The sequence below is a fragment of the Pseudomonas ceruminis genome (genome assembly GCF_021602025.1).
GTDB lineage: Bacteria > Pseudomonadota > Gammaproteobacteria > Pseudomonadales > Pseudomonadaceae > Aquipseudomonas > Aquipseudomonas ceruminis.
The window spans coordinates 25,773-49,401 of record NZ_BQHW01000023.1 but is presented as its reverse complement, the minus strand read 5'-3'; the positions used below and the strand labels follow the sequence as shown (position 1 = coordinate 49,401).

The window sequence follows — 23,629 nt, the reverse complement described above, 5'->3', positions numbered from 1 at the left end:
GATCACACGGGGGGCCTCAACGCAAGGTAGGCCCCTGGAAGCCCATGTACAGGGCCAGATGTTCAGCCACACTGGCACCGATGCGCTTGGAGAAGCGATCGAACGGCGACTCCTGAACAGTGAAGTCGACCAACTCCTTCTCTCCCACGATCTCACGCGCCACATAGCTGGCACTGCCCAGGCCATCGACCAGCCCCAGCGCCTTGGCCTGCTCACCGGTCCAGATCAGGCCGCTGAACAACTCTGGATGCTCCTTGTCCTTCAGGCGATCACCCCGCCCCTGCTTGACCATGGCGATGAACTGCTGGTGAGTGGTATTCAGCACACCCTGCCAAAACGCCTTTTCCTCGGGCTTTTCTGGCGAGAACGGATCCAGGAAGGCCTTGTGTTCGCCAGCGGTATAGCTGCGCCGCTCCACCCCTAGCTTCTCCATCGTGCCGACGAAGCCATAACCGGCCGCTGTGACACCGATGGACCCCACCAGGCTGGCCTTGTCGGCATAGATTTCATCGGCCGCACTGGCGATGTAATAAGCGCCAGAAGCCCCCAGATCGGTTATCACTGCATACAGCTTGATGTCCGGGTGCTCACCGCGCAGCCGACGGATCTCGTCATACACATAGCCCGCCTGCACCGGGCTGCCGCCCGGGCTGTTGATGCGCATGACCACCGCCTTGGTCTTGGCGTCCTTGAATGCCTCGCGCAGACTTTTGACGATATTGTCGGCGCTGGCGGCCTCCTGGTCGGCAATAACCCCGCGCACCTCGACCAGCGCCGTGTGGTTGGCACTGCGCGAGGCGGCCTTGTCCATGTCCATCAGCGGCGAGAACAGCACCAGCAGGCCGAACAGGTAGACGAACGTGAGCAGCTTGAAGAATATCCCCCAACGCCGCGACCGGCGCTGCTCCTGCACCCCTGCCAGCAGGGTCTTCTCCAGAAGCTTCCAGCTCTTGCGCTCTTCGCGCTCATCGGGTTCGGACTCAGGGGCCTTCCACTCGTCAGCCATGCTCACCTACCTTGGAATTGGAATTGCGTGGAACCTGCCAGCCACTCGCGCAACTGGGAGAAATGATCGATGCAAACCTGCGGGCCGAACTCGGCCAGCGCCTGCAACGGCATGGCACCATACCCCACCGCCACCGAATGCATGCCGGCATTGCTGGCCATCTGCAGATCGAACGCCGAATCTCCGACCATCAGCGCACGCCCAGGTTCGACGCCGCAATGGCCGAGGATTTGCTCGAGCATCAACGGATGGGGTTTGCCACGCGCCTCGTCGGCTGCGCGGGTGATGTCGAAAAAGCCTTCCCAGCCATTGGCCCTGAGTACCCGATCCAGCCCGCGACGCGCCTTGCCGGTTGCGACCGCCAGGCGGTAACCCTCACTCCTGAAAGCGTCCAGCGACTCGACCACGCCCTCGAACAGTGGCGACGGCTGCTGATCGAGCGCCATGTAGACATCGGCGTAGTGCTGGCGAAAGACCTCGACCTGCACGGCGTCCAGATGAGGATAGAGGGTGGCAATGGCTTCACCGAGGGCCAGACCGATGATGCCCTTGACTGCCTCGTCGCGGCTCGGCGCCTCACCGGCACGCTCGGCCGCGGCGTTCATGGCTTCGACGATACGGCCAATGGAGTCAGCCAGCGTGCCATCCCAATCGAAGATCAGAAGCTCGTAGCGCTTTGTCATAAATCAGGACGCACTCAGGCGCTCCACGGTTTTTGCCCAAACTTCATCCACGGGCGCCTCAAGCTTGAGCTCACCGCCATCAGGCAGCGGCACGGTCAGGGCATAGGCATGCAGGAACAGGCGCTTGCCGCCCAGCTCGCGAATCTCGCGGCTGAAATCTTCGTCGCCGTACTTGCTGTCACCGGCGATCATGTGCCCGGCATGCAAGGTGTGCACGCGGATCTGGTGGGTGCGCCCCGTGATCGGGCGCGCCTCGACGATGGTGGCGAACTCGCCGAAACGGCGCAGCACACGGAACAGGGTCAGCGCCTCCTTGCCCTCATCGTTGACCTCGACCATGCGCTCACCCGAGCGCAGGTTGCTCTTGAGCAACGGCGCATTGACTTGCTTCTTGGAGGTTGGCCAGTGACCGCGCACCAACGCCATGTAGCGCTTGTCGACGCCATCACCGCGCAGCGCGGCATGCAGGTGGCGCAGCATGCTGCGCTTCTTGGCGATCATCAGCAGGCCGGAAGTGTCACGATCCAGGCGGTGCACCAGCTCGAGCTCCTTGGCGTCCGGACGCAACTGGCGCAACGCCTCGATCACGCCAAAACTCAAGCCGCTGCCACCATGCACGGCGATGCCGGCCGGCTTGTTCATCACGATCAGCGCCTTGTCTTCATAAACAATGGCCGCTTCCAGGCGCTGCAGCAGCCCCTGGGCGACCGGCGCCGGCTCGTCGCGCTCAGGCAGGCGGACGGGCGGCACGCGCACGATGTCACCGGCCTGCAGCTTGTACTCAGGCTTGATACGGCCCTTGTTGACCCGCACCTCGCCTTTGCGCAGGATGCGATAAACCAGCGTCTTGGGCACGCCCTTGAGCGCCGTGATGAGGAAATTGTCGATGCGTTGGCCGGCAAGTTCCGGCGCGACTTCGATCAGCTGAACGCCGGAAGTCGGAGGGGTATTGGTCGTCATGGCGGGATCATAACAATTTTTTATGGAATTGAAGCACTTAATCATTACTGCTATAGTCGCGAACGCCGCCAAAAGCGGCAGGCCAGCGGCACCAGGCCCTTAGCCGGTCCCTGACCTACGCAATTCTCCAGGACGCGAGGCCGTCCTACGGGGTTTTCGCCAGTTTACCGAATTGCCTGGAATCGCCACCAGCGCTGTGTAGAGAAGACCGAAAAAAAACGACAAGTGCGGTGTTTCACCTGCTTACCCGATTCTTTTCGCTGTACCTCTGCCCGCCCGTCGCTTCCACGCAACGCCCGGCGAATGCTTCGGAAATACCTGCCTTGGACATGAATGGCGCCAGCCCAGAATCTGCGCTGGCGAAAAATGCAACCCGTTGCGGATTCAGCGCGCGGCAGCACCCGAATTATCAGGGATACGTGCAGGGTGGAGATGCACAGCCCTCGGACCGTGTAGCACCGCGTCCGGCCACCGGCCCAGTGAATGGCCGGCGAGCGGATAAGGTCCTGAACAGATGCCCCCGGGCGTCCACGGCTGACGGTTGATTCCTCCTCCTGACTGAGTGCACGAGGCCTGCTGGGTTGATTCGGATATCGATTCGGATATCTCTGCAGATACCGCAGGGGCCTCTTGGCACCGCAGCAAACAGGACGCGTCGTCGCGACAACGGCAGGCTGGGTAACCGGCTGGTGCCGAACGTTGCTCGACACGGGGGTGGCCCGGCCACCCTTTGCGCACCTTGGCACCGACCATGAGAAGTCGTGTGTGCCGCACGCCGTTTCCGGCAGCCCGGAAACCGACGGTACAACATGAAAAGAATGCTGATTAACGCAACTCAACCCGAAGAGTTGCGTGTAGCCCTGGTGGACGGCCAACGTCTCTACGACCTGGACATCGAGTCCGGCGCGCGTGAGCAGAAAAAGGCCAACATCTACAAAGGCAAGATCACCCGGATCGAGCCTAGCCTCGAAGCCGCCTTCGTCGACTTCGGCTCCGAACGTCACGGCTTCCTGCCGCTGAAGGAAATCTCCCGCGAGTACTTCAAGAAGGCCCCTGAAGGCCGCGTTAACATCAAGGAAGTCCTGAGCGAAGGCCAGGAAGTCATCGTCCAGGTCGAGAAGGAAGAGCGCGGCAACAAAGGCGCCGCCCTGACCACCTTCATCAGCCTCGCTGGCCGCTACCTGGTGCTGATGCCCAACAACCCGCGCGCCGGGGGCATCTCCCGCCGCATCGAAGGCGAAGAGCGCAATGAGTTGCGCGAAGCCCTCAACGGCCTGACCGTGCCGGGCGACATGGGCCTGATCGTGCGCACCGCCGGCCTTGGCCGCAGCAGCGAAGAAATGCAGTGGGACCTCGACTACCTGCTGCAGCTGTGGACCGCCATCAAGGAAGCGTCCCTGGACCGCGCCGCGCCGTTCCTGATCTACCAGGAAAGCAACGTCATCATCCGCGCCATCCGCGACTACCTGCGCCAGGACATCGGCGAAGTGCTGATCGACAGCATCGATGCCCAGGAAGAAGCCCTGACCTTCATCCGCCAGGTGATGCCGCAGTACGCGAGCAAGGTCAAGCTGTACGAAGACAGCGTACCGCTGTTCAACCGCTTCCAGATCGAAAGCCAGATCGAGACCGCCTTCCAGCGCGTCGTCGACCTGCCGTCCGGCGGTTCGATCGTAATCGACCCGACCGAGGCCCTGGTCTCCATCGACATCAACTCGGCGCGTGCCACCAAGGGCAGCGACATCGAGGAAACCGCACTGCAGACCAACCTGGAAGCGGCCGAGGAAATCGCCCGCCAGCTGCGCCTGCGTGACATCGGTGGCCTGATCGTCATCGACTTCATCGACATGACCCCGGCGAAGAACCAACGCGCCGTCGAAGAGCGCGTGCGCGAATGCCTCGAGGCCGACCGTGCCCGCGTCCAGGTTGGCCGCATCTCGCGCTTCGGCCTGCTGGAAATGTCCCGTCAGCGCCTGCGTCCATCGCTGGGTGAAAGCAGCGGCATCGTCTGCCCACGCTGCTCGGGCACCGGCATCATCCGTGACGTCGAGTCGCTGTCGCTGGCCATCCTGCGCCTGATCGAGGAGGAGGCCCTGAAGGACCGCACCGCCGAAGTGCGTGCCCAGGTACCGATCCCGGTGGCCGCGTTCCTGCTCAACGAGAAGCGCAACTCGATCACCAAGATCGAACTGCGCACCCGTGCGCGCATCATCATTCTGCCCAACGATCACCTGGAAACCCCGCACTTCGAAGTCCAGCGCCTGCGCGACGACAACCCGGAAGTGCTGAACAACCAGTCCAGCTACGAGATCGCCGCCGCCGAAGCCGAGGAACCGCTACAGCCGACCGCCACCCGCACCCTGGTTCGCCAGGAGGCCGCCGTCAAGACAGCCCCGGCCCGCGCCAATGCCCCAGCGCCGAGCGCAGCCGAAGAGCAGCAGCCTGCCGCGCCGGTAGCGCCTGCTCCAAGCGTACCGGAGCCAAGCCTGTTCAAAGGCCTGGTGAAGTCGCTGGTCAGCCTGTTCGCCGGCAAGGACGAACCTGCCGCCACCCCCGTGGTCGCCGCCGAGAAGCCGGCCACCGAGCGCAACCAGCGCAACGAAGAGCGTCGCAACGGCCGCCAGCAAAGCCGCAACCGCAATGGGCGCCGTGACGAAGAGCGCAAGCCGCGCGAAGAACGCGCCGAGCGTGCACCGCGTGAAGAGCGTCAACCACGCGAAGAACGTGCCCCCCGTGAAGAGCGTGCCCCACGCGAAGAGCGCGCGCCGCGTGAAGAACGTGCTCCGCGCCAGCCCCGCGAAGACCGTCGCGGCAACCGCGAGGAGCGCGTACGCGAACTGCGCGAGCCTCTCGATGCCGCACCGGTAGCCCGCGAAGAGCGCCAGCCGCGTGAAGAGCGCGTACCTCGCGAAGAACGTGCACCTCGCGAAGAGCGTGCACCTCGTGAAGAGCGCGCACCTCGTGAAGAGCGTGCCCCTCGTGAAGAGCGCGCACCGCGTGAAGAGCGTGCCCCCCGTGAAGAACGCGCACCGCGCGAAGAGCGTGCGCCACGTGAAGAGCGCGCCCCTCGCGAAGAACGCCAGCCTCGCCCACCACGCGAAGAGCGTCAGCCTCGCGCAGCCGAACAGGCCGCCGAGCAGGCTGCGGAGCTTGCCGAAGAGCAACTGCCGAACGAAGAGCTGCTGCAGGACGAGCAGGAAGGCGCCGATGGCGAGCGTCCGCGTCGCCGCTCCCGCGGGCAGCGTCGCCGCAGCAACCGTCGTGAGCGCCAACGCAATGCCAATGGCGAGCTGATCGAAGGCAGCGAAGACGAAGGCAGCGACGAGCAGCCGCAACAGCACCAGGCCACCGAGCTGGGTGCCGAACTGGCTGCGGGCCTGGCCGTCACCGCCGCAGTGGCCACCAGCAACATCAGTGCCGACGCCGAGGCTGAAGCCAACCAGCAGGCCGAGCGCGCCACCGCCGACGCTGCCGTTACCGACAACAGCGAAGCCACTCAGCCGGCCGAGCAGGTTGAAGTTGTCGCGCAAGCGGAAGAACAGGTCAAAGCACAGGCCGAGGCGTTCGCTATCGCCCCAGTGGTCGAGCAGCCAGTCAGCGAGCCGCTCGCGGTGGTTGAAGCCACTGCCGAGCCGGTAATCGAAGCCGCCGCCCAGCCAGCCGCCGAGCCAGCCCCTGTGGCCGAGCCGCAGGTGGTTGCCGAAACGTCGGTCGAAGCACCCGCCGTCGAAGCCGGTGAAGCCGAGAAAGCGCCAGTGGTTGTCGAGCAAGCGTCGATTGAGCAGCCTGCCGCTGTGGTCGAAGCCGAGCCAGCAGTGGTCGCTGATCTCGCCCCGGTCGTTGCCCAAGCAGCGCCCGTGGCTGTCGAGGCGGCCCCGGCCGAAGCCCCGGCAGTAGTGGAAGCGCCGACTGTCATGCTGCCAAACGGCCGCGCACCTAACGACCCACGTGAAGTGCGTCGCCGCAAGCGTGAAGCCGAAGCAGCTGCCAAGGCTGCGCAGGAAGCGGCCGCCGCTACGGGCGAGCCAGTGCTGGAAGCTGCCGATGAGCACAAGCCTCATCACGGTTGATAGCCACGGCTGAATGAAAAAGCCCCGCCAGTTCGCACTGGCGGGGCTTTTTCATGGATGGCTATTTGACCTTGCCGAAGTACCCGCGAAAGGCGATGAAAACCCTGAAGTCAGTACAGGTTGGGCTCCATCTCCAGCTCAACACCAAACTTCTGCTGAATATCCGCCTGGATACGCTGGGCCAAGCCATGTAATTGAGCACCGCTCGCCTGGCCATAATTGACCAGCACCAACGATTGCAAACGGTGCACCCCAGCATCGCCATCGCGAAACCCTTTCCACCCCGCCTGCTCGATCAACCATCCCGCCGCCAACTTCATCTGGCCATCCGCCTGGGGGTAGGCCACCACGCCTGGATGCTCAGCGCGAATGCGCGCCACGCGATCAGCGGGTACGACCGGATTCTTGAAGAAACTCCCGGCATTACCCAGTTCGACCGGGTCTGGCAGCTTCTCACGGCGAATGCTGCAAATGGCATCACTGATCGCTTGCGCGGTCGGCGGCTGGGCACCCTGCTCCACCAGACGCTGGCGCACCGGGCCGTAGTCCAGGTGGGCCTGTAGCGTATGGCTCAAGGCAAACCGTACACGCAGGATCAACCAACGCCCTGGGCTGCGCTTGAACAGGCTGTCGCGGTAGCCAAAAGCGCATTGCTCCAGGCCAAAGTCACGCAACGCGCCGGTCTCCCGGTCAAGGGCCGTCAACCCGGCAAACACGTCCTTGATCTCGACCCCGTACGCACCGACGTTCTGCATCGGCGCAGCGCCCACGGTTCCCGGGATGAGGCTGAGGTTTTCCAGGCCGCAGAAGCCTTGCTGCAGCGACCATTGTACGAATGGGTGCCAAGGCTCACCCGCCTCAGCCTCGACCACCACCCGGCCCGCTTCATCGCTCACCACACGGCGGCCCCGGCTGGCGATGTGCAACACCAACGCATCGACGTCACGGGTCAGCAGCAAGTTGCTGCCGCCACCGATCACCAGCGCCGCCACGCCCCGCTCGCGCGCCTGTGCCAATGCTTCACGCACCTCACCGTCGTTGTGCGCCTGGGTGAAGTAGCGGGCTTTCACATCGATGCCGAAGGTGTTGTAGGGCTTGAGCGATACGTGCTCCTGCCAGCTCGCCGTCATAGCCGCCCCTTGATTTCCACGACCAGCTCGCGGCAGGCCGCCTCGATCAGGTCCAGCACCTGCTCGAAGCCCTCTGCGCCACCGTAGTACGGATCTGGCACTTCATCGAGGGCAGCGCCGTAGCGGCGCAGGAACAGGTCGAGCTCGCCGACCGCGGCCTGCGGGCGCATGGCACGCAGGTGGCCCAGGTTGCTTTCATCCATCGCCAGGATCAGGTCGTACTCGGCAAAATGCGCCGCCTTCACCTGCTGGGCACGCTGGCGCGACAAGTCATAACCGCGCGCCAGCGCCGCCTTGCAGGTGCGGCTGTCAGGCGCCTTGCCCACATGCCAGTCACCGGTACCGGCAGACGCCACGTGAACCCGCTCAGCCAGGCCTGCAGCTTGCAATTGATGGCGCAGTACACCTTCGGCGGTCGGCGAACGGCAAATGTTGCCCAGGCACACGAACAGGACGCGCATCAGGCCTCCAACAAGCGCCTTACGCGCTCCAGGTCTTCGGGGGTGTCGACGCCCACTGCTGGCGCCTCGATGGCGTCTTCCACGTGGATGCGCACGCCGTGCCACAGCGCACGCAATTGCTCCAGCGCTTCGGCCTGCTCCAGCCAGCAAGGGCCCCAGCTGACGAAGTCTTGAAGGAACCCGACACGGTAGGCGTACATGCCGATATGACGGCGATACGGCACGCCCTGCGGCAACTGGTTGCGGTCCTTGGCGAAGGCATCGCGCGCCCAGGGCAGCGGTGCACGGCTGAAACTCAACGCCAGGCCGTTCTTGTCGCTCACCACCTTGACCGCGTTGGGGTTGAAAACGGTTTCCGGTGCATGGATCGGCTCGGCCAGGGTAGCGATACCAGCCTCGGGATGAGCGGCCAGGTTGTTCGCGACCTGATCGATGATCACCGGCGGGATCAACGGTTCGTCCCCCTGAACGTTGACCACGATGGCATCGGCAGGCAGGCCCAGATGCGCGGCCACTTCGGCCAGGCGGTCAGTGCCGGACTCATGGTCGGCGCGGGTCATCAGTACTTCGCCGCCGAACGCCTGGCAGGCCTCGACAATGCTCTGATCATCGGTGGCGATGACCACACGGCTTGCACCGCTTTTACGCGCCTGCTCCCAGACGTGCTGGACCATCGGTTTACCGGCAATCAATTGCAACGGCTTGCCCGGCAGGCGCGTGGAGCGCAGGCGGGCGGGAATCACCACGGTAAAGTTCAGGCTCATTTGTCCAGGCGCTCGTCGTCAGTCAGGGTGCGCGCCTCGCTTTCCAGCATCACCGGGATGCCATCACGGATGGGGTAAGCCAGGCCTGCGCCCTTGCTGATCAGCTCGGTCTTGTCGGCGCTGAGCTTGAGCGGCCCCTTGGTGATCGGGCAGGCCAGGATGTCGAGCAGTTTGGTGTCCATGGAAGCTTCCTTGAGGCCAGGTGGCCGAACGTAGAAAAGGGCTCAGGGCTTTCGCTGCGCAGCCAGCAGGCGTTGCAACTGGCTGTCGAACCAGGCGCTGAAGGCAGCCGTAGGCTGCGCTTCTACAGCCAGGTACCACCAGTCATCAGCGGCGAAGGCCCGGCACTTCACCGCATCCTTTTCGGTCATGACCAGCGGCAGCGGCGGGCTGAACGCCAGGCGCTCGGCGCTGAAGTGCGCATGGTCGGCGAACGGATGCGGTACTGGCTGCCAGTTTAGCCCCAGCAGGGTATTGAAGAAACGTTGTGGATTACCGATGCCGGCAACCGCGTGCAGGCGTTGGCCCGCCGGGAACAGATCGAGGCTGCGGCGCTCGCCGCTGCGCAGGTTGACCAGGGCGCTGGGCTGCAGGCGGAAGGCGAAGCCATCGGGCCGATCGGCGCTGGCACCATTGAACAGTACCGCATCAGCCGCCTGCAGGCGTTCGACCGGCTCCCGCAACGGCCCGGCGGGCAGGCACCGGCCATTGCCCAAGCCACGCGCGGCGTCGATCAGCACCAGTTCCAGGTCGCGCGCCAGGCGATAGTGCTGCATGCCGTCGTCGCACAGAATCAAGTCCAGCGGCTCACTGGCCAGCAGCGCCTGCACCGCGCGGGAACGGTCAGGGTCGATCATCAGCGGTACGCCGGTGCGCTGGACGATCAGCAAGGGTTCATCGCCCGCCTGCTCAGCGCTCTGCTGTGCCAGCACACGCCAGGGCAACTGCGGTGGCTTGGCACCATAACCACGGCTGACCACACCTACTTTCAGCCCCTGACGCCGGCAATGCTCGATCAGCCAAAGGATCATCGGCGTCTTGCCGGTACCTCCAATGGTGATGTTGCCCACCACGATGACCGGCACCGGAGCACGGTAGCTGGCGCTTTGGCCACTGAGGAAGCGGTTGCGCTTGCGCGTCACCACCCGGCGGTACAGGGCCTCCAGGGGACGCAGAACCGCCAGGGCCGGATGCCCCGCGTACCAAGCAGCGAGCAGACGGTCGGCTAACGCCATCAAGGAGTCCCCTGGGCCGCCTCGACAGTGGTCATGCGCAGGTGGCTGAAACCGAGCTTGCCGGCAGCATCCATTGCGGTGATCACGGCCTGGTGCGGCGTCTTGCCGTCGGCGCTGATGGCAAAGGGCAGCGTGTTGTCGCCGCCGGACTCGCGCTCGATCGCCTCGGTCAAGGTGGCCAGGTCGCTTTTGGGCAGCAGGTGATTATTCACCGAATACACACCATCAGCGCTGATGGTCACCTCCACCAGCTTGTCCTGGTCGGCCGACGGCTGTTCGGCGCTAGCTGCCTCCGGCAACTCGACCCGCAGCTGCGTCTCGCGGGTGAATGTCGTGGTTACCACGAAGAACAGCAGCAGAACGAACACCACGTCGATCAACGACGCCAGGTTGATGTCGACGTTCTCCCGCTGGCGATTGCGCCGGAACTTCACGCCTTGCCTCCGGCCACTTCGACTTCGCGATCGCCCTGGATCACTTCCACCAGCTTGATTGCCTCCTGCTCCATGCCTACCACCAGTTCATCGATGCGGCGCAACAGGAAGCGGTGGAAGAACACCGCCGGAATACCGACCATCAAACCCGCGGCAGTGGTGACCAGCGCCTTGGAGATCCCCCCGGCAAGTACTGCCGCGTTGGCGGTCATCTGCGAACCCATGAAGGCGCTGAAGATATCGATCATGCCCAATACGGTGCCCAGCAGGCCGAGCAACGGGGCCATGGCGGCAATGGTGCCGAGGGTACTGATGTAGCGTTCAAGCTCATGGATGACCCGTGAGGCAGCCTCTTCGATGCACTCTTTCATGATCTCGCGGCCATGGCGCGAGTTGGCCAGGCCCGCCGCGAGAATCTCACCCAGCGGCGAGTCGGCGCGCAGGGCCTTGAGCTTGTCACTGGTGAGTTGTTTGTCCTTGATCCACATCCAGACCTGGCCCAGCAGGTGCGGCGGGGTCACGCGGCTGGCGCGCAGGGTCCACAGGCGCTCGACGACGATAGCCATGGCAGCGATGGAGCTCAGAATGATCGGCAGCATCATCCAACCGCCGGACTTGACCAATTCCCACACGTTAAATGCCCCTTCGGAAAAAGGCCGCCACTCTACCATAGGCGTGCGGGGGGCTCATCTGCCGGAGGTCAGGGAATTCACCGACCGGTACCTTCGCCGGTACTGCACCGCGCTCAGTGGGTAGACCGGCGACAGCGCCCTATCCGCCACCCCCAGCTTCCCGCCAGAAACGCGGTTGCTGACGCACACCTTGCACCTCACCTTGGCTACCCAGCACCAAACGCAGCGCCCCTTCCACTGCCGTATCATGAATCACCAGCCCATGCCTGCGGTATCGCTCGATCACTTGCGCATGCGGATGACCGAAACCATTGTTGCGCCCCCGCGAGATCAACACCCCGCGCGGCGCCGTGGCACGGATGAACGCCTCGGTTGATGAGCTTCGACTGCCATGATGGGGGGCTTGCAGCCAGTCGATGGCAGTCGCTTCAGTGGCCCCCAGCCAGGCTTGTTCGGCACCGGCCTCCATGTCACCGGCCAGCAGCAAGCGCTCGCCCTGCGCCTCCACCAGCAGCGCGCAAGAACGATCGTTGCTGCTTTGCCCTTCTGGCCAGTGCCACAGAGAAAAGCGCACGCCATCCCACTCCCAGGCTTCACCGGTGATGCAAGGTTGGGCTGCCAGCGCCGTCGGCAACGCCTGTGCCTCACCGCTCACGACCCGAGCCACCGGCAACCCTCGATAAACCGCGGCCGCACCGCCCGCATGGTCGGCATGGGCATGGCTGATCAACATCAGGTCCAAGTGCCCCACGCCCAATTTCTGCAAGGTCGGCAGTACCACCCGCGCTCCCAGGTCGTTATCGCCCCGCGCTGGCCCGGCGTCGTAGAGCAGACTATGGTTTCGCGTACGCAACAACAGCGCCAGGCCCTGCCCTACATCCAGTTGCCAAGTCTCCACCTGACCGTGCGGCACAGGCTCCCTGGGCACCCACAGCGCGAGCAGCATGACCCCGCCCAGGCTACGCAGCGGCACACCAGAAGGCAGCAACACCAGCAGCGCGCCAAGGCACACCAGGCACCAGGCCCAGCCTGGCAATGCTGGCGGCACCCACGCGGGGCGCCAGCCTGCCACCTGCGTCAGCAACTGAAACAACAGCTCCAGTAAGCCACCGGCCAGCCACAACAGGCCTTCGCCTACACCCGCCACAGGCAACAACAGGGTACCGAGCAACGCCAGTGGCAAGACTGCCAGGCTGATCCACGGCACAGCCAACAGATTGGCCGCTGGCGCGGTCAGGCTGACCGGCAGCCCAGTGGCCAGCAGGACTGGCAGCAAGCCGATGGCAATTACCCACTGGGCACGGGTCCACGCGTGCCAAGGCCGCCAGCCGCCAAGGCGCGCCCTGAAGCAGTAGACAAGCACTGCCACCGCCGCGAACGACAGCCAGAAGCCCGGCAGCAGCGGCGCCAGGGGCTCGGCCACCAACACCCCAACGAGTGCCAGCAGGAATGGGAACAGTGCCCCGACGTGGCGAAACCGCAGACGCCAGGCCAGTACCACCGCCAGCATCAGGCAAGCGCGCTGCACCGGCACCCCGCCCCCGGCCAGCCAGGCATAACCCAGCGCAGCCGCCAGCGCCAAGCCACAGGCCCAGGGCAGCCACGGCCACCGGGGAGGCCACAGCCCCACGCGCGCCAGGCCAGCGACCAAGGCATACAACAAGCCGGCCACAAGGCCGATGTGCTGGCCCGAGATCACCAGCAGGTGCACCGTGCCGGTGGCTTGTAGCACTTGCCAGTCAATGCGGGCCAAACCCGCGCCATCGCCGAGCACCAAAGCCACCAGCGCGGCTTCGCGGCCGTTGGCATCGACGGCCAACAGCCGCGCGCGCAACGCGTCCCGCCACCCCGGCGCAACGGTATGCAGCGCCTGGCCTGCCTTGACCGTGCCGGTAGCACCGATGCGACGGGCCAGCAGGTGTGCCTCCCGGTCCGGCCCATGGGGGTTGAGCAAGCCGGCCGGACGCTGCAAGGTGACCGCCAGGCGCCAGCGCTCGCCAGCGCGCACGGGCGGGCCGTCGAACCAGTTCAACTGCAGGCGCTGCGGCAACTCGGCACGGCGCGACTGGGGGTGCGCCAGCTCAAAGCGCACCCCTTGTCCGGTGCGTGTCGGCAACCCGACCACCCTGCCCTCCAGCCACACCGTTCGGCCATCCAGGCTGGGCGCCAGGCGGTCATCCAGGGCCTGCTGCGCCGACCAGCAGGCCCAGCACACCCCCAACACAAAGCAGCCCAGCGGCCACAGCCGCGTGCCAAGGCACACCAATCCGCCAACCACCAGCAGCAACAGCCACCCGGGCGATGGCAATGCGGGGAGAAAGCCCAGGCACAGCAGCCCGAGCGCCAGCGCAGACATCCCTGTGCGCATGAGGTAGAGCTCCAGAAGCGAAATTGCCTATTCAGGCATAGACGAATTGCCGCCCTGGCTCGCTCAACAATTGTCACAAACTCTGAACGAGGCCGAGAGGGAATCAAGGCATACTGCCTCGATCAACGCTCCGGGAGCCTACATGCCGCGCCGACTTTTCAAACGGTACATGCCGGATCCATCCAGCATCAGGGATCACAAGTCCCTGCGCTTTTTCGGCAAGCTGCTGCACGACCCGAACCTCTGGCACCTCAACCGCCACTCGGTGGCTCGGGCCATGGGCGTCGGCCTGTTCGCGGCGCTGATCCCCATCCCTATGCAGATGCTGCTGGCCGCAGCGCTGGCGATCCCCGTGCGTGGCAACCTACCGATTGCCGTCAGCCTGGTATGGTTGACCAACCCGCTGACCATGCCGCCGGTATTCTTCGTCACCTACATGACCGGCGCCTGGTTGCTGGGCACGCCACCGCGCAGCCTGCCCGACGACCTGACCTTCGAGTGGATCACCGACCAACTGGCAACCCTCTGGCAGCCGTTCTTGCTTGGCTCGGTGGTATGTGGGGTGGTATTGGGCATCGCCGCGTACTTCACCACCTTGCTCTACTGGCGCTGGTGGATCGGCCGGCAGTGGCGCCGGCGCAAGCAAAAAGCCTCAGGCGCGCATGCCGCGGCCACTGACCAGCAGGCGAACACACAGCAGGTACAGCACCGCCGTGGCGACCAGCATGAAGGTAATCGCCGTTCCAATACTGATATCCGACACCCCTAGAATGCCGTAGCGGAACGAGTTGACCATGTGCAGCACCGGGTTGGCCAACGAGACGGCCTGCCAGAACGGTGGCAGCAGGTTGATCGAATAAAACACCCCGCCCAGGTAGGTCAGCGGCGTCAGCACGAAGGTCGGGATGATCGAGATATCGTCGAAGTTGCGCGCAAACACTGCGTTGACGAAGCCCAGCAGGGAAAAGATAGTGGCCGTCAGCAACACCACGATCACGGTCACGCCCAGGTGATGCACCTGCAGGTGGGTGAAGAACATCGACAGGATGGTCACGATCACCCCGACCGCCAAACCGCGCAACACGCCGCCCAGCACATAGCCGACCAGGATCGTGTGGGGCGACACCGGCGACACCATCAGTTCTTCGATCGAACGCTGGAACTTGCTGCCGAAGAAACTCGACACCACGTTGCCGTACGAGTTGGTGATCACTGACATCATGATCAGCCCGGGCACGATGTACTCCATGTAGGTGAAGCCACCCATGTCGCCAATCTGCCGCCCGATCAGGTTACCGAAGATGACGAAGTACAGCACCATGGTAATGGCCGGGGGCAGCAAGGTTTGCGGCCAGATACGCAGGAAGCGCCGCACTTCGCGGTAGACGATGGTATTCAGGGCGACCCAGTTGGTGCGCAGTTCCACACTCATACGGCCACCTTCGACAGGTTCTTTTCCACCAGGGACACGAACAGTTCCTCGAGTCGGTTGGTCTTGTTGCGCAGGCTCTGTACTTCGATGTTCTGCAGGGCCAGTTGGCCGAACAACGCAGTGATGCCGATGTCTTTGTCCACCTGCACTTCAAGGGTGTGGGGGGTCAACAGCCGGCACGGGTAGCCTTGCAGTGCCGGCGCCTGGGCCAGATCCTGCTTGAGGTCGAGGACGAAGGTTTCGACATGCAGCTTGCCCAGCAGTTTGCGCATGCTGGTGTTCTCGACGATGGTGCCATGGTCGATGATGCCGATGTTACGGCACAGTTGTTCGGCTTCTTCCAGGTAGTGGGTGGTCAGGATGATAGTGATGCCCTTCTGGTTCAGCTCAGTGAGGAAGCTCCACATCGACCGGCGCAGCTCGATGTCCACCCCCGCAGTCGGTTCATCGAGGATCAGCAGGCGTGGCTCGTGGATCAACGCCCGAGCGATCATAAGCCGACGCTTCATGCCGCCGGACAACGAACGCGACTGGACATCGCGCTTGTCCCACAACCCCAGCTGGGTCAGGTACTGTTCAGCGCGCTCTTTGGCCAGTTTTGGCGGGATACCGTAATAGCCGGCCTGGGTGACAACGATATCGAAGGTCTTCTCGAACTGGTTGAAGTTGAACTCCTGCGGCACCACACCCAGGCAACGCTTGAGCGCGGAGGGCTCGCGGTCGAGGTCGTGGCCGAACACGTTCACCGTGCCACTGGTCTTGTTGACCAGGGTCGAGAGGATGCCGATGGTGGTGGATTTGCCGGCGCCGTTGGGGCCGAGCAAGGCGAAGAAGTCACCTTCGGCGACATCCAGGTCGATCCCTTTGAGGGCCTGGAAGCCGTTACCGTAGGTTTTGGTCAACTGTCGGATGGACAGGGCAGAACTCATAGCGGGTCACGTACCGAGTGGAAAGGTCAGGACACGCCAGGGCAAATCACTGGCGCAGTGAGTGCGGCCATGGTGCAAGGCCCGGCCGCACAAGTACAGTTACATGTATTGATAGTGACTATCGAAGCAGGTTCAGGTCAGTGCCGTCATGACCGCTGCCTGATAGGCCGGGCGCTGCTTGAGGCGCTCGTACCAGGCTTGCAGATGAGGCATGGCCGGACGCTCGATGGGCATTTCGAACCAGGCATAGACGAAGCTGCCCAGTGGGATGTCGCCCATGCCGATCTGGTCACCTGAGAGGTACGGCTGATGCGCCAGGGTTTGATCGGCAATCGACAGCAATTGAGCACACTGCTTTTGCGCGGCATTGATCGCCACCCAATCCCGCTGGTCTTCAGGCGTGCGCAGCAGGCCCCAGAACAGCGGGCGGAACGGCGTGGCGAAGGATGAAGTGGCCCAATCCATCCACTTGTCGGCCAAGGCGCGCTGGCGAGGGTCGTCCAGGTACCAGCCCTGCTCGTCGCCATATTCGGCACACAGGTAGCGGACGATGGTGTTGGACTCCCACAGCACCAGGTCGCCATCCTCGAGCATGGGCACCAGGCCGTTGGGGTTGAGGGCGCGGTAATGCGGCTCGTTGACCACGCCGAAGGCCCCCCCGGCGTCGATGGATTCGAAGTCCAGGCCCAGCTCCTGGGCGATCCACAGCGCCTTGCGCACATTGCTCGAATTCTTGCGGCCCCAGATCTTCAACATGGCAACGTCCTTATGAGATGCAAAGGTGGCACAGTCTACTCCAGACCTTCGCCGCCTGTACCGGCACAGGCAAGCAATGAACTGAAACTCCCACCGCCACACCCTGTCACTGTTCTGACCCTGCCGTTCACAGCATTGCGTCTAAGCTGTCTGGGACGGCCCAAGCCCCTGGTTCCAAGGAGGACCGATTATGTTGCTGTTGTGGTTGGTAGTGCTGGTGATCGGCGCGGCGTACCTCACGCACCGGCGCCTGGCGCCCTTGCAAATTCTCGGCATCGTGGCGGCCTATGTGCTGCTAATGGGCATTTTCAGCAGTGCCCCTGGCTGGCTACTGGCCCTGATCTGGGTGGTGCTGGCCCTGAAGATCGCCCTGGTGGCACTGCCGGAGTGGCGGCGCAAAGTGTTTACCGCTCCGGTGTTCCGCTGGTTCCAGCGCACCCTGCCACCCATGTCGCAAACCGAGCGCGAAGCCATCGATGCTGGCACGGTCTGGTGGGACGGTGAACTGTTCAGCGGCCGCCCAGACTGGCGCACCCTGCTGGCCTACCCGGCGCCGAAGCTGACCGAAGAAGAGCAGGCGTTCATCGATGGGCCCACGGAAGAACTGTGCGCCATGGTCAGCGACTGGCAGATCGGCCAGGACCTGGACCTGCCGCCCCAAGCCTGGCAGCACATCAAGCAGAACGGCTTCTTCGCCCTGATCATTCCCAAGGAGTACGGCGGCAAAGGCTTTTCTGCCTACGCCCACTCCCAGGTGGCGATGAAACTGGCCACCCGCAGCGGCGACCTGGCGTCCACGGTGATGGTACCCAACTCGCTGGGCCCGGCCGAACTGCTGCTGCATTACGGCACCGACGAACAACGCAACCACTACCTGCCGCGCCTGGCCCGCGGCGAGGAGATCCCCTGCTTCGCGCTCACCGGCCCCCTGGCCGGCTCCGACGCTGGCGCCATGCCCGACACCGGTATCATCTGCAAGGGCCAGTGGAACGGTGAAGAGGTGCTGGGCCTGCGCCTGAACTGGGAAAAGCGCTACATCACCCTGGGCCCTGTGGCGACCTTGCTGGGCCTGGCCTTCAAGGCCTACGACCCTGACCATCTGCTGGGCGACGAGGAGGAACTGGGCATCAGCCTGGCCCTGATCCCCACCGATATACCCGGTGTGGAGATCGGCAAACGCCATCTGCCGCTAGGTGCAGCATTCATGAATGGCCCCAACAGCGGCAAGGACGTGTTCGTGCCGCTGGACATGCTGATCGGCGGCCAGGCCATGCTCGGCAAGGGCTGGATGATGCTGATGAACTGCCTGTCGGTGGGGCGCTCCATTTCCCTGCCGGCAGTCGGCACGGGCGCCGCCAAGTACACCAGCCTGGTGACCGGCCAGTACGCGAACATTCGCGAGCAATTCAACGTTCCATTGGCAGCGTTCGAGGGTATTCAAGAGTCGCTGGCGCGCATCGGCGGCAACGCCTGGCTGATGGACAGTGCCCGCCTGCTGACCGCCAAGGCCGTAGACCTGGGCGAGAAACCCTCGGTGCTGTCGGCGATCCTCAAGTACCACCTGACTGAGCGGGGCCGCGAGTGCATCCAGCACGCCATGGACGTGCACGGCGGCAAGGGCATCATCATGGGCCCGAACAACTACCTGGGCCGTAACTGGCAAGGGGCGCCGATCTTCATCACGGTCGAAGGCGCCAATATCCTTTCGCGCAACTTGATGATTTTTGGCCAAGGCGCAATCCGCTGCCACCCTTTCGTGCTGAAGGAAATGGCGTTGGCCGGGCGTGAGGACTACGATCAGGCGCTGAAAGAGTTCGACGAACTGCTGATGAAACACATCATGTTCGCCGCCGGCAACGCGGCCAGCACACTGGTGTTCAACCTGGGGCTCGGCCGCCTGGAAAGCGTGCCAGGTGATGCACTGAGCCAGGGCTACTTGCGCAGCCTCAACCGGCAGGCTGCTGCCTTTGCCCTACTCGCGGACCTTTCGATGATGCTGCTTGGCGGTGCACTCAAACGCCGAGAACGCCTGAGTGCACGCCTGGGTGATGTATTGAGTTATCTGTATCTGTCATCGGCGGCACTCAAGCGTTATCACGACCTGGGCTCGCCGGACCACATGCAGCCATTGCTGCGCTGGGCCATGGAAGAATGCCTGGGCCAGGCGGAAAAAGCCCTGGATCGGCTGCTCGACAACTTTCCTAACCGGTTTGTCGGCTGCGCGCTGCGCGTGCTGGTATTCCCGTTCGGTCGGCGTCATGCAGGGCCGAGCGATGAATTGGATGCCGAAGTGGCGGCACTGATCGGACGCAGCAAAGGCGACCCTGCGCTGGAAGAGTTGCTGGCCGGCTGCTTCCGACCGCAGGCTGCGGGTGACCCTGTGGCGGCACTGCAGCGGGCCTGCGATTTGTGTGATGAGGTGGTGCCGGTGCGCAAGGTGCTGCATCAGGCCGTCAAGGAGGGAAAGGTGCAAACCGTCACCGGCCAATCGATAATCGATGCGGCAGTCGAAAGTGGCCTAGTACAACCGGGCGATGCGCAACGGCTGCGTGAAGCGGAGCAAGCCTGCCGTGTAGTGATCGATGTGGACGCGTTCGACAAAGAGCAATTGCTACCGGTAGAGGGCAAGGTGCGCTGAGCGATTAAGCCATTCAGGTGCAAGGGCGGCGCTTGGCCAAGACGCAGCGTTATGTCTCGTCCCCGGCCGCGCCCGCACCTTGCAATCGCCAAGTATCACACGCTTGGACGAGACCAGTTCAGGCGCTGGGCGGCGAGCTGGAAAGTGTAACGTAACAATCTATCTGATGGTCTGCGTTGACATCAGCCTGAGAGGGAGGTCCATCCTTTTTCGCAATCACCATCAACCCCAAGCCGCTACTGACGAACTCACCAACGGCATACGTATTCAACAGATAGCTGTATTCGGTACGGTCGAGCGAGGCTGGTTTGTGGGTGGTACGCAGTGTGATGGATGATCGCACAGTAGGGTCGTTCGGGGCAGTTCTGTAGTTCAAGATGATGGTCGAGGCAGAGGGGATGTCGCTCATCTCAATTACGCTGTGGTTGGCGACAACTGTCTTTTTAACGCTTTCGCCACTTCCTTCTGCCGGCAAATTGAGCCCGGTGCTACTGTTATCGCCCCTCCAGAAGATAATAGAACCGCTCTGCTTTGGGGTGTTGTCACTTACCATGGTGCTAACCTCGCTCAGAAGATTGTATGGCCTTCGACACCGCCGCCACCTACTGAAAGGCCGCATCGTTGGTTCAGGCTTGAATCTAAATCACCGGAGGCAGTCACGCACCTGGCAGAACTGATAGGTAGGGACGCATCATGGACAAACAAGTGGACTGACCCGGTGGACCTTCCACAATAGGTCCACAACCGGCGTATACTTCGGCCCCGTTTCAATTACCCTCAAGGATCACCCCATGGTCAATCCCCACCTGGAGTACCACCTGCAACTGCTGCATCACCTGCGGACCATCCTGGTGGCCCTGGGTGAAGCCGAACAGGTACCGGAGGAAAGCCACACCCTGTTTCTCGAACGCTTCGACGAGCTGCTGACGCTGCTGCCGCAAGACCCGCTGCAAAGCCAATACCTGGGCCAGGATCTGATCTGCCAGGTGATCCAGCGCTACCCGCAAATTGCCCACTTGGTACCACGGGACCTGTTGTGGTTCTTCGGCGGCGACTGCCTCCATTTCATGCCTGACCAAGAGCTGGAGCTGTACCAACAGCTGGAAGAACGCCGTTACGAGGCCGAACAGAACGGCGAAGCCTTTGACTGGAACCAGCAGAAGCAGTTGCTGGGCCAAGCGCGCGGTAACACGCAACACTGAGCTCGACCGACCGGCGCGGTCCGCTGCGCCGCCCCGGCTACTTCGTCCATTGTTCCCATGGCTTTTGTGGTATTGACCTACAGCCCTTAAAGCCCCGCCCTGAATATCCTGCCAGCCGAACATCCACCCGCATGTTCGAATGCTACCCACTTCCAGGATATAAACAATGAAGCACACACTTATCGCCCTCGCTATGGGCCTGGCGAGCACAGCAGCATTTGCAAACACCGGCAATATCAACTTCCACGGCACCATCACCCCAGGCGGTACCTGCCCTATCGAAGTGGTCATGCCGGGCACTGGCGGCAGCATCCTGCCTCAGATTGGCCTCGGGAGCTATCCCCCAGAGTACTTCGGCCCCACTGCAGGCAAGCAGACGACCCCTCGTACGTTCGCCCTGCGCATTGACCCAGATCATTGCACCATCAACCCCGGCACAGATGCCTATGTCACCTTCACGGGGGTCTACGGCAATGAAGGCACCAACCTTTACTCACTGAAGCCACACGGCGCTACCGGAGTGGCACTGGCCATTCAGGACAAGAGCCTGACCAACCTTGCCCCAGGCCGGGAATCGGCGCCCTACCCGCTCAAAACCACCGAAGCGAACGAACTGCTTTTCCACGCCATGTACGAGAACACCGGACCGGTAGGTGACGGCGACGCGGCATCGGAAGTGCGTTTCTCGGTAGATATCAGGTAATACGTTGCGCTCCAGGCGCTTCTGCGGACGCACCTGGAGCCCCTGCAAAAAGTAGCAAAGAGACATGCCCATGCCCCGCCCCAACTCCATTGCCTCCAGGCTTGCCCTGGCAATCGGCACCTGCCTTGCCTTGCTCATCCAAGCCAGTGCCCACGCCGCCCTCACCATCAGCTCAACCCGAGTCATCCAGCCCAGCGACCGGCAAAGCACCAGCATCGTGGTCGGCAACCCCAGCCAGCGCCCCTACGCGGCCCAGGCCTGGATCAATACAGAGGCAGACGACAACACCACCGCAGTGCCCTTGATCGCCTCACCTGCGCTGTTTCGCATCGACCCGGCCGGCGAACAGACGGTGCAGCTCAACCGCCTGCCCAACAACCTGCCCCAGGACCGTGAATCGGTGTTCTACTTCAACCTGCAGGAAATCCCGCAGGCGGACGACAAAACTGACAATAACCTGACTATCGCCCTGCGCACCCGCATCAAGGTTTTCTACCGCCCAACCCAGCTCAAAGGCCGCCCACAGGACCACCTCCAGGACCTGGCCTGGTCAGTGCAAACACTCGAAGGCAAGCCACACCTTGTGGTGGACAACCCCTCCCCTTACTACTTCACCTTCAACCAGCTGACCCTGCGCAGCGCCAAGGGCAGTGAGAAAATAGACGGCAGGAAAATGGCCATTCCCATGGGCAGGCAAACCTACCCCCTCAAAACCTCGACCGTGCAGGACGGTCTGAAAGTCGTCTTCACAACCATCAATGACTACGGCGGCCTCACGCCCGAGCTGTCCCGACCGGTGGAACGCCCGTGAAGGTCGCTCACGGGAGGAGCTTAGGGCTGTAGAGGGGAAATTTGATCCACGTCGTACCGTCGTCAAAACTGACCTCGACATGGAAGGTGAACGTCTGGCCACGCCAAAGCGTTGCAAGGTAGGCTTTGGAGAGGGTCACATCCTTGTTCGCGCCAATGCCCCGCCTCACTTGCGCATCAGTGACCGAATGGGCGGTCAGGACATTATAAGGGGGCGCATCCGCCCCGCCCGGTAGCACGCCCGTTACCGTGATATTGACCCGCTGCCCCACGGCAATGCCCTGCCACACACCCAGGCTGACAGGCACCCGCTCCGGCGCCCGCCCCAGGCTGAATCCATTTGAATCGGCCCCCTCCAGCGCTACCTGGGGTAATCCCTCCTTGAACTCGGTCACTTTCAGGTTACATGGAGTGCCGGGGAAATGTTCTTGTCCATCACTCACTACATACCCTACTTCCAACGTGCGCTTGCTGTATGCCAACACACTACGCTCTGGAATCACAAACCGATCATCCGTCCCCACCTCCGGCTCGGACGTGGTGTAGTAACCATAATCACCCGGCGCCCCCCACTGCACGGTGATCACCTCGTCCGGGTAGATAACTGCATCTGCCGGCACGATCACCACCAAGGGGGCTTCATAATCATCCAACTTCAACGACAACTCCCCCCCGCTACCACTGGCCTGGGGTACGCTAAGCCACGGCAGGTTTCTGGGAATGGGTTCGGCGTCAACCTCCAGCACAGCCGGCCTGGAGCGCGCACTGAGATTACCCGCCCGGTCGCGAATCTGGTAATGAACATAGCGCGCGCCATCGCCGCGGTCTTTGATTGCATCACCATCAATTGGCAGGTAAATCGGCTGGTCAAGCTCCTCCACGGTGAATTCACCCATCCAATCGTTGGCAAATGGCTGGTCGTCCCAGTAATAATTGATCACATCGCCAGCGCTGGGCTTTTGGTAAGGCGGCAACTCGGCGAGCAAGATGTTTTCATGCTGCTCCAGGTAGCGCGCCGTCACACCCCCGCGCCTGACCTCTTCATCAAAAAGCAAAAGCCCCTCATCCCCCCCCAATACCGGCGGCATTTTGTCTATTGTCAACGTCAACGACAGGGAGGGTGTAATAACGCCATTGTAACCCTGCACCTCGTAAGAAACCTCTACAGGGCCATGCTGCAGAACAGAAACCGGGGCCTCAACAAACAGCTCATCTTCAGGGATGGCAGCTTCCCAGCGTTTTTCATCAACCTGCATGCGATTCCAGTACAACCGTAGCACTTCGGGGGTGTCTGGGGATGGGTGGGAGATTGGCCACATCGGCACCTCAATCCTGACGGGCTTATCCAGAATCGAAAGTGGCAACAGGCCTGGCTCGCCATCTGGTATATCCGGGAGCGCCATCGGTGCCGTCGGT

At 62.9% G+C, this 23,629-nt stretch carries 22 protein-coding genes; 6 read left to right on the top strand and 16 right to left on the bottom strand.

The features are described 5' to 3' along the window. Positions 1 to 16 precede the first annotated feature (16 nt). The 3 genes from L6D80_RS22660 to rluC are packed head-to-tail and all read right to left on the bottom strand — an operon-like array spanning position 17 to position 2,649. On the bottom strand, positions 17 to 1,006 hold the full coding sequence (locus L6D80_RS22660) for a S49 family peptidase (protein ID WP_054901170.1): 990 nt from the start codon (positions 1,004 to 1,006) through the stop codon (positions 17 to 19). A gap of 2 nt (positions 1,007 to 1,008) precedes the next feature. Then, a complete protein-coding gene (locus tag L6D80_RS22655; RefSeq protein ID WP_054901171.1) occupies positions 1,009 to 1,689 on the bottom strand; it encodes an HAD family hydrolase in 681 nt (226 codons plus the stop codon). Between the two features lie 3 nt (positions 1,690 to 1,692). Next, positions 1,693 to 2,649, bottom strand: a complete 957-nt coding sequence (gene rluC, locus L6D80_RS22650) for a 23S rRNA pseudouridine(955/2504/2580) synthase RluC (RefSeq protein WP_054901172.1) — start codon at positions 2,647 to 2,649, stop codon at positions 1,693 to 1,695. 809 nt (positions 2,650 to 3,458) lie between these two features. Between rluC and rne the strand changes: the two genes are divergently transcribed. Continuing rightward, positions 3,459 to 6,719, top strand: a complete 3,261-nt coding sequence (gene rne, locus L6D80_RS22645) for a ribonuclease E (RefSeq protein WP_176516229.1) — start codon at positions 3,459 to 3,461, stop codon at positions 6,717 to 6,719. 110 nt (positions 6,720 to 6,829) lie between these two features. Here the strand turns inward: rne and murB are convergent, their stop codons facing one another. The 8 genes from murB to L6D80_RS22605 all read right to left on the bottom strand — a co-directional run bounded on the left by murB (position 6,830) and on the right by L6D80_RS22605 (position 13,743). Beyond that, on the bottom strand, positions 6,830 to 7,849 hold the full coding sequence (gene murB / locus L6D80_RS22640; RefSeq protein ID WP_176516236.1) for a UDP-N-acetylmuramate dehydrogenase: 1,020 nt from the start codon (positions 7,847 to 7,849) through the stop codon (positions 6,830 to 6,832). Beyond that, positions 7,846 to 8,310 carry a low molecular weight protein-tyrosine-phosphatase gene (locus L6D80_RS22635; protein ID WP_054901175.1) on the bottom strand — a complete coding sequence of 155 codons (465 nt, stop codon included), beginning with the start codon at positions 8,308 to 8,310 and terminating at the stop codon, positions 7,846 to 7,848. Before L6D80_RS22635 ends, murB begins: the two co-directional genes overlap by 4 nt. Then, positions 8,310 to 9,074 carry a 3-deoxy-manno-octulosonate cytidylyltransferase gene (kdsB, locus tag L6D80_RS22630; RefSeq protein WP_054901176.1) on the bottom strand — a complete coding sequence of 255 codons (765 nt, stop codon included), beginning with the start codon at positions 9,072 to 9,074 and terminating at the stop codon, positions 8,310 to 8,312. Before kdsB ends, L6D80_RS22635 begins: the two co-directional genes overlap by 1 nt. Next, on the bottom strand, positions 9,071 to 9,256 hold the full coding sequence (locus L6D80_RS22625) for a Trm112 family protein (RefSeq protein WP_003247142.1): 186 nt from the start codon (positions 9,254 to 9,256) through the stop codon (positions 9,071 to 9,073). The genes kdsB and L6D80_RS22625 overlap by 4 nt, the downstream gene beginning before the upstream one ends. A gap of 42 nt (positions 9,257 to 9,298) precedes the next feature. Continuing rightward, positions 9,299 to 10,309 (bottom strand): tetraacyldisaccharide 4'-kinase, encoded by a 1,011-nt coding sequence (gene lpxK, locus L6D80_RS22620; RefSeq protein ID WP_054901177.1) that lies wholly within the window; start codon positions 10,307 to 10,309, stop codon positions 9,299 to 9,301. Further along, entirely contained in the window at positions 10,309 to 10,743 is a 435-nt protein-coding gene (locus L6D80_RS22615; protein WP_054901178.1) for an ExbD/TolR family protein, read from the bottom strand. Before L6D80_RS22615 ends, lpxK begins: the two co-directional genes overlap by 1 nt. After that, the gene (locus L6D80_RS22610) at positions 10,740 to 11,375 is read right to left on the bottom strand and encodes a MotA/TolQ/ExbB proton channel family protein (protein ID WP_016391244.1); all 636 of its coding nucleotides are present in this window, start codon (positions 11,373 to 11,375) and stop codon (positions 10,740 to 10,742) included. Before L6D80_RS22610 ends, L6D80_RS22615 begins: the two co-directional genes overlap by 4 nt. A gap of 139 nt (positions 11,376 to 11,514) precedes the next feature. Continuing rightward, a complete protein-coding gene (locus L6D80_RS22605; protein WP_054901179.1) occupies positions 11,515 to 13,743 on the bottom strand; it encodes a DNA internalization-related competence protein ComEC/Rec2 in 2,229 nt (742 codons plus the stop codon). Positions 13,744 to 13,885: 142 nt separating this feature from the next. On the opposite strand from L6D80_RS22605, the gene L6D80_RS22600 reads away from it, so the two are divergent. After that, the gene (locus L6D80_RS22600) at positions 13,886 to 14,512 is read left to right on the top strand and encodes a DUF2062 domain-containing protein (protein WP_176516238.1); all 627 of its coding nucleotides are present in this window, start codon (positions 13,886 to 13,888) and stop codon (positions 14,510 to 14,512) included. Here the strand turns inward: L6D80_RS22600 and L6D80_RS22595 are convergent. From L6D80_RS22595 to L6D80_RS22585, 3 genes are all read right to left on the bottom strand, one after another. After that, on the bottom strand, positions 14,396 to 15,175 hold the full coding sequence (locus L6D80_RS22595) for an ABC transporter permease (protein WP_054901180.1): 780 nt from the start codon (positions 15,173 to 15,175) through the stop codon (positions 14,396 to 14,398). The genes L6D80_RS22600 and L6D80_RS22595 overlap by 117 nt on opposite strands. Further along, a complete protein-coding gene (locus tag L6D80_RS22590) occupies positions 15,172 to 16,104 on the bottom strand; it encodes an ABC transporter ATP-binding protein (RefSeq protein WP_054901181.1) in 933 nt (310 codons plus the stop codon). The genes L6D80_RS22595 and L6D80_RS22590 overlap by 4 nt, the downstream gene beginning before the upstream one ends. Positions 16,105 to 16,236: 132 nt before the next feature. Further along, positions 16,237 to 16,860: a glutathione S-transferase gene (locus tag L6D80_RS22585; protein WP_176516240.1), complete on the bottom strand. Its 624-nt coding sequence runs from the start codon at positions 16,858 to 16,860 to the stop codon at positions 16,237 to 16,239. 190 nt (positions 16,861 to 17,050) lie between these two features. Here L6D80_RS22585 and L6D80_RS22580 point away from each other — a divergent pair, with 190 nt between their 5' ends. Further along, the gene (locus L6D80_RS22580) at positions 17,051 to 19,498 is read left to right on the top strand and encodes an acyl-CoA dehydrogenase (RefSeq protein ID WP_176516242.1); all 2,448 of its coding nucleotides are present in this window, start codon (positions 17,051 to 17,053) and stop codon (positions 19,496 to 19,498) included. A 118-nt stretch (positions 19,499 to 19,616) separates the two neighbouring features. Here the strand turns inward: L6D80_RS22580 and L6D80_RS22575 are convergent, their stop codons facing one another. Beyond that, positions 19,617 to 20,051 (bottom strand): hypothetical protein, encoded by a 435-nt coding sequence (locus L6D80_RS22575; protein WP_176516244.1) that lies wholly within the window; start codon positions 20,049 to 20,051, stop codon positions 19,617 to 19,619. Between the two features lie 238 nt (positions 20,052 to 20,289). Between L6D80_RS22575 and L6D80_RS22570 the strand changes: the two genes are divergently transcribed. From L6D80_RS22570 to L6D80_RS22560, 3 genes are all read left to right on the top strand, one after another. Further along, positions 20,290 to 20,700, top strand: a complete 411-nt coding sequence (locus L6D80_RS22570; protein WP_054901185.1) for a PA2817 family protein — start codon at positions 20,290 to 20,292, stop codon at positions 20,698 to 20,700. Positions 20,701 to 20,866: 166 nt separating this feature from the next. After that, complete coding sequence (locus L6D80_RS22565) at positions 20,867 to 21,403, top strand: fimbrial protein (RefSeq protein WP_176516246.1); 537 nt, start codon at positions 20,867 to 20,869, stop codon at positions 21,401 to 21,403. Positions 21,404 to 21,473: 70 nt separating this feature from the next. After that, entirely contained in the window at positions 21,474 to 22,214 is a 741-nt protein-coding gene (locus L6D80_RS22560) for a fimbrial biogenesis chaperone (protein WP_176516248.1), read from the top strand. A 7-nt stretch (positions 22,215 to 22,221) separates the two neighbouring features. Here the strand turns inward: L6D80_RS22560 and L6D80_RS22555 are convergent, their stop codons facing one another. Then, positions 22,222 to 23,469 carry a hypothetical protein gene (locus L6D80_RS22555; protein WP_223849169.1) on the bottom strand — a complete coding sequence of 416 codons (1,248 nt, stop codon included), beginning with the start codon at positions 23,467 to 23,469 and terminating at the stop codon, positions 22,222 to 22,224. Between the last annotated feature and the right edge of the window lie 160 nt (positions 23,470 to 23,629).

What these genes read in the sequence shown, in the direction of transcription:
- L6D80_RS22635 (WP_054901175.1), bottom strand. Translation starts at nt 8,310, where the DNA reads ATGCGCGTCCTGTTCGTGTGCCTGGGCAACATTTGCCGTTCGCCGACC.
- L6D80_RS22595 (WP_054901180.1), bottom strand. Translation starts at nt 15,175, where the DNA reads ATGAGTGTGGAACTGCGCACCAACTGGGTCGCCCTGAATACCATCGTC.
- L6D80_RS22575 (WP_176516244.1), bottom strand. Translation starts at nt 20,051, where the DNA reads ATGGTAAGTGACAACACCCCAAAGCAGAGCGGTTCTATTATCTTCTGG.
- L6D80_RS22625 (WP_003247142.1), bottom strand. Translation starts at nt 9,256, where the DNA reads ATGGACACCAAACTGCTCGACATCCTGGCCTGCCCGATCACCAAGGGG.
- rluC (WP_054901172.1), bottom strand. Translation starts at nt 2,649, where the DNA reads ATGACGACCAATACCCCTCCGACTTCCGGCGTTCAGCTGATCGAAGTC.
- L6D80_RS22570 (WP_054901185.1), top strand. Translation starts at nt 20,290, where the DNA reads ATGGTCAATCCCCACCTGGAGTACCACCTGCAACTGCTGCATCACCTG.
- murB (WP_176516236.1), bottom strand. Translation starts at nt 7,849, where the DNA reads ATGACGGCGAGCTGGCAGGAGCACGTATCGCTCAAGCCCTACAACACC.
- L6D80_RS22560 (WP_176516248.1), top strand. Translation starts at nt 21,474, where the DNA reads ATGCCCCGCCCCAACTCCATTGCCTCCAGGCTTGCCCTGGCAATCGGC.
- lpxK (WP_054901177.1), bottom strand. Translation starts at nt 10,309, where the DNA reads ATGGCGTTAGCCGACCGTCTGCTCGCTGCTTGGTACGCGGGGCATCCG.
- L6D80_RS22565 (WP_176516246.1), top strand. Translation starts at nt 20,867, where the DNA reads ATGAAGCACACACTTATCGCCCTCGCTATGGGCCTGGCGAGCACAGCA.
- L6D80_RS22655 (WP_054901171.1), bottom strand. Translation starts at nt 1,689, where the DNA reads ATGACAAAGCGCTACGAGCTTCTGATCTTCGATTGGGATGGCACGCTG.
- L6D80_RS22590 (WP_054901181.1), bottom strand. Translation starts at nt 16,104, where the DNA reads ATGAGTTCTGCCCTGTCCATCCGACAGTTGACCAAAACCTACGGTAAC.
- L6D80_RS22660 (WP_054901170.1), bottom strand. Translation starts at nt 1,006, where the DNA reads ATGGCTGACGAGTGGAAGGCCCCTGAGTCCGAACCCGATGAGCGCGAA.
- kdsB (WP_054901176.1), bottom strand. Translation starts at nt 9,074, where the DNA reads ATGAGCCTGAACTTTACCGTGGTGATTCCCGCCCGCCTGCGCTCCACG.
- L6D80_RS22585 (WP_176516240.1), bottom strand. Translation starts at nt 16,860, where the DNA reads ATGTTGAAGATCTGGGGCCGCAAGAATTCGAGCAATGTGCGCAAGGCG.
- L6D80_RS22600 (WP_176516238.1), top strand. Translation starts at nt 13,886, where the DNA reads ATGCCGCGCCGACTTTTCAAACGGTACATGCCGGATCCATCCAGCATC.
- L6D80_RS22580 (WP_176516242.1), top strand. Translation starts at nt 17,051, where the DNA reads ATGTTGCTGTTGTGGTTGGTAGTGCTGGTGATCGGCGCGGCGTACCTC.
- L6D80_RS22555 (WP_223849169.1), bottom strand. Translation starts at nt 23,469, where the DNA reads ATGCAGGTTGATGAAAAACGCTGGGAAGCTGCCATCCCTGAAGATGAG.
- rne (WP_176516229.1), top strand. Translation starts at nt 3,459, where the DNA reads ATGAAAAGAATGCTGATTAACGCAACTCAACCCGAAGAGTTGCGTGTA.
- L6D80_RS22605 (WP_054901179.1), bottom strand. Translation starts at nt 13,743, where the DNA reads ATGCGCACAGGGATGTCTGCGCTGGCGCTCGGGCTGCTGTGCCTGGGC.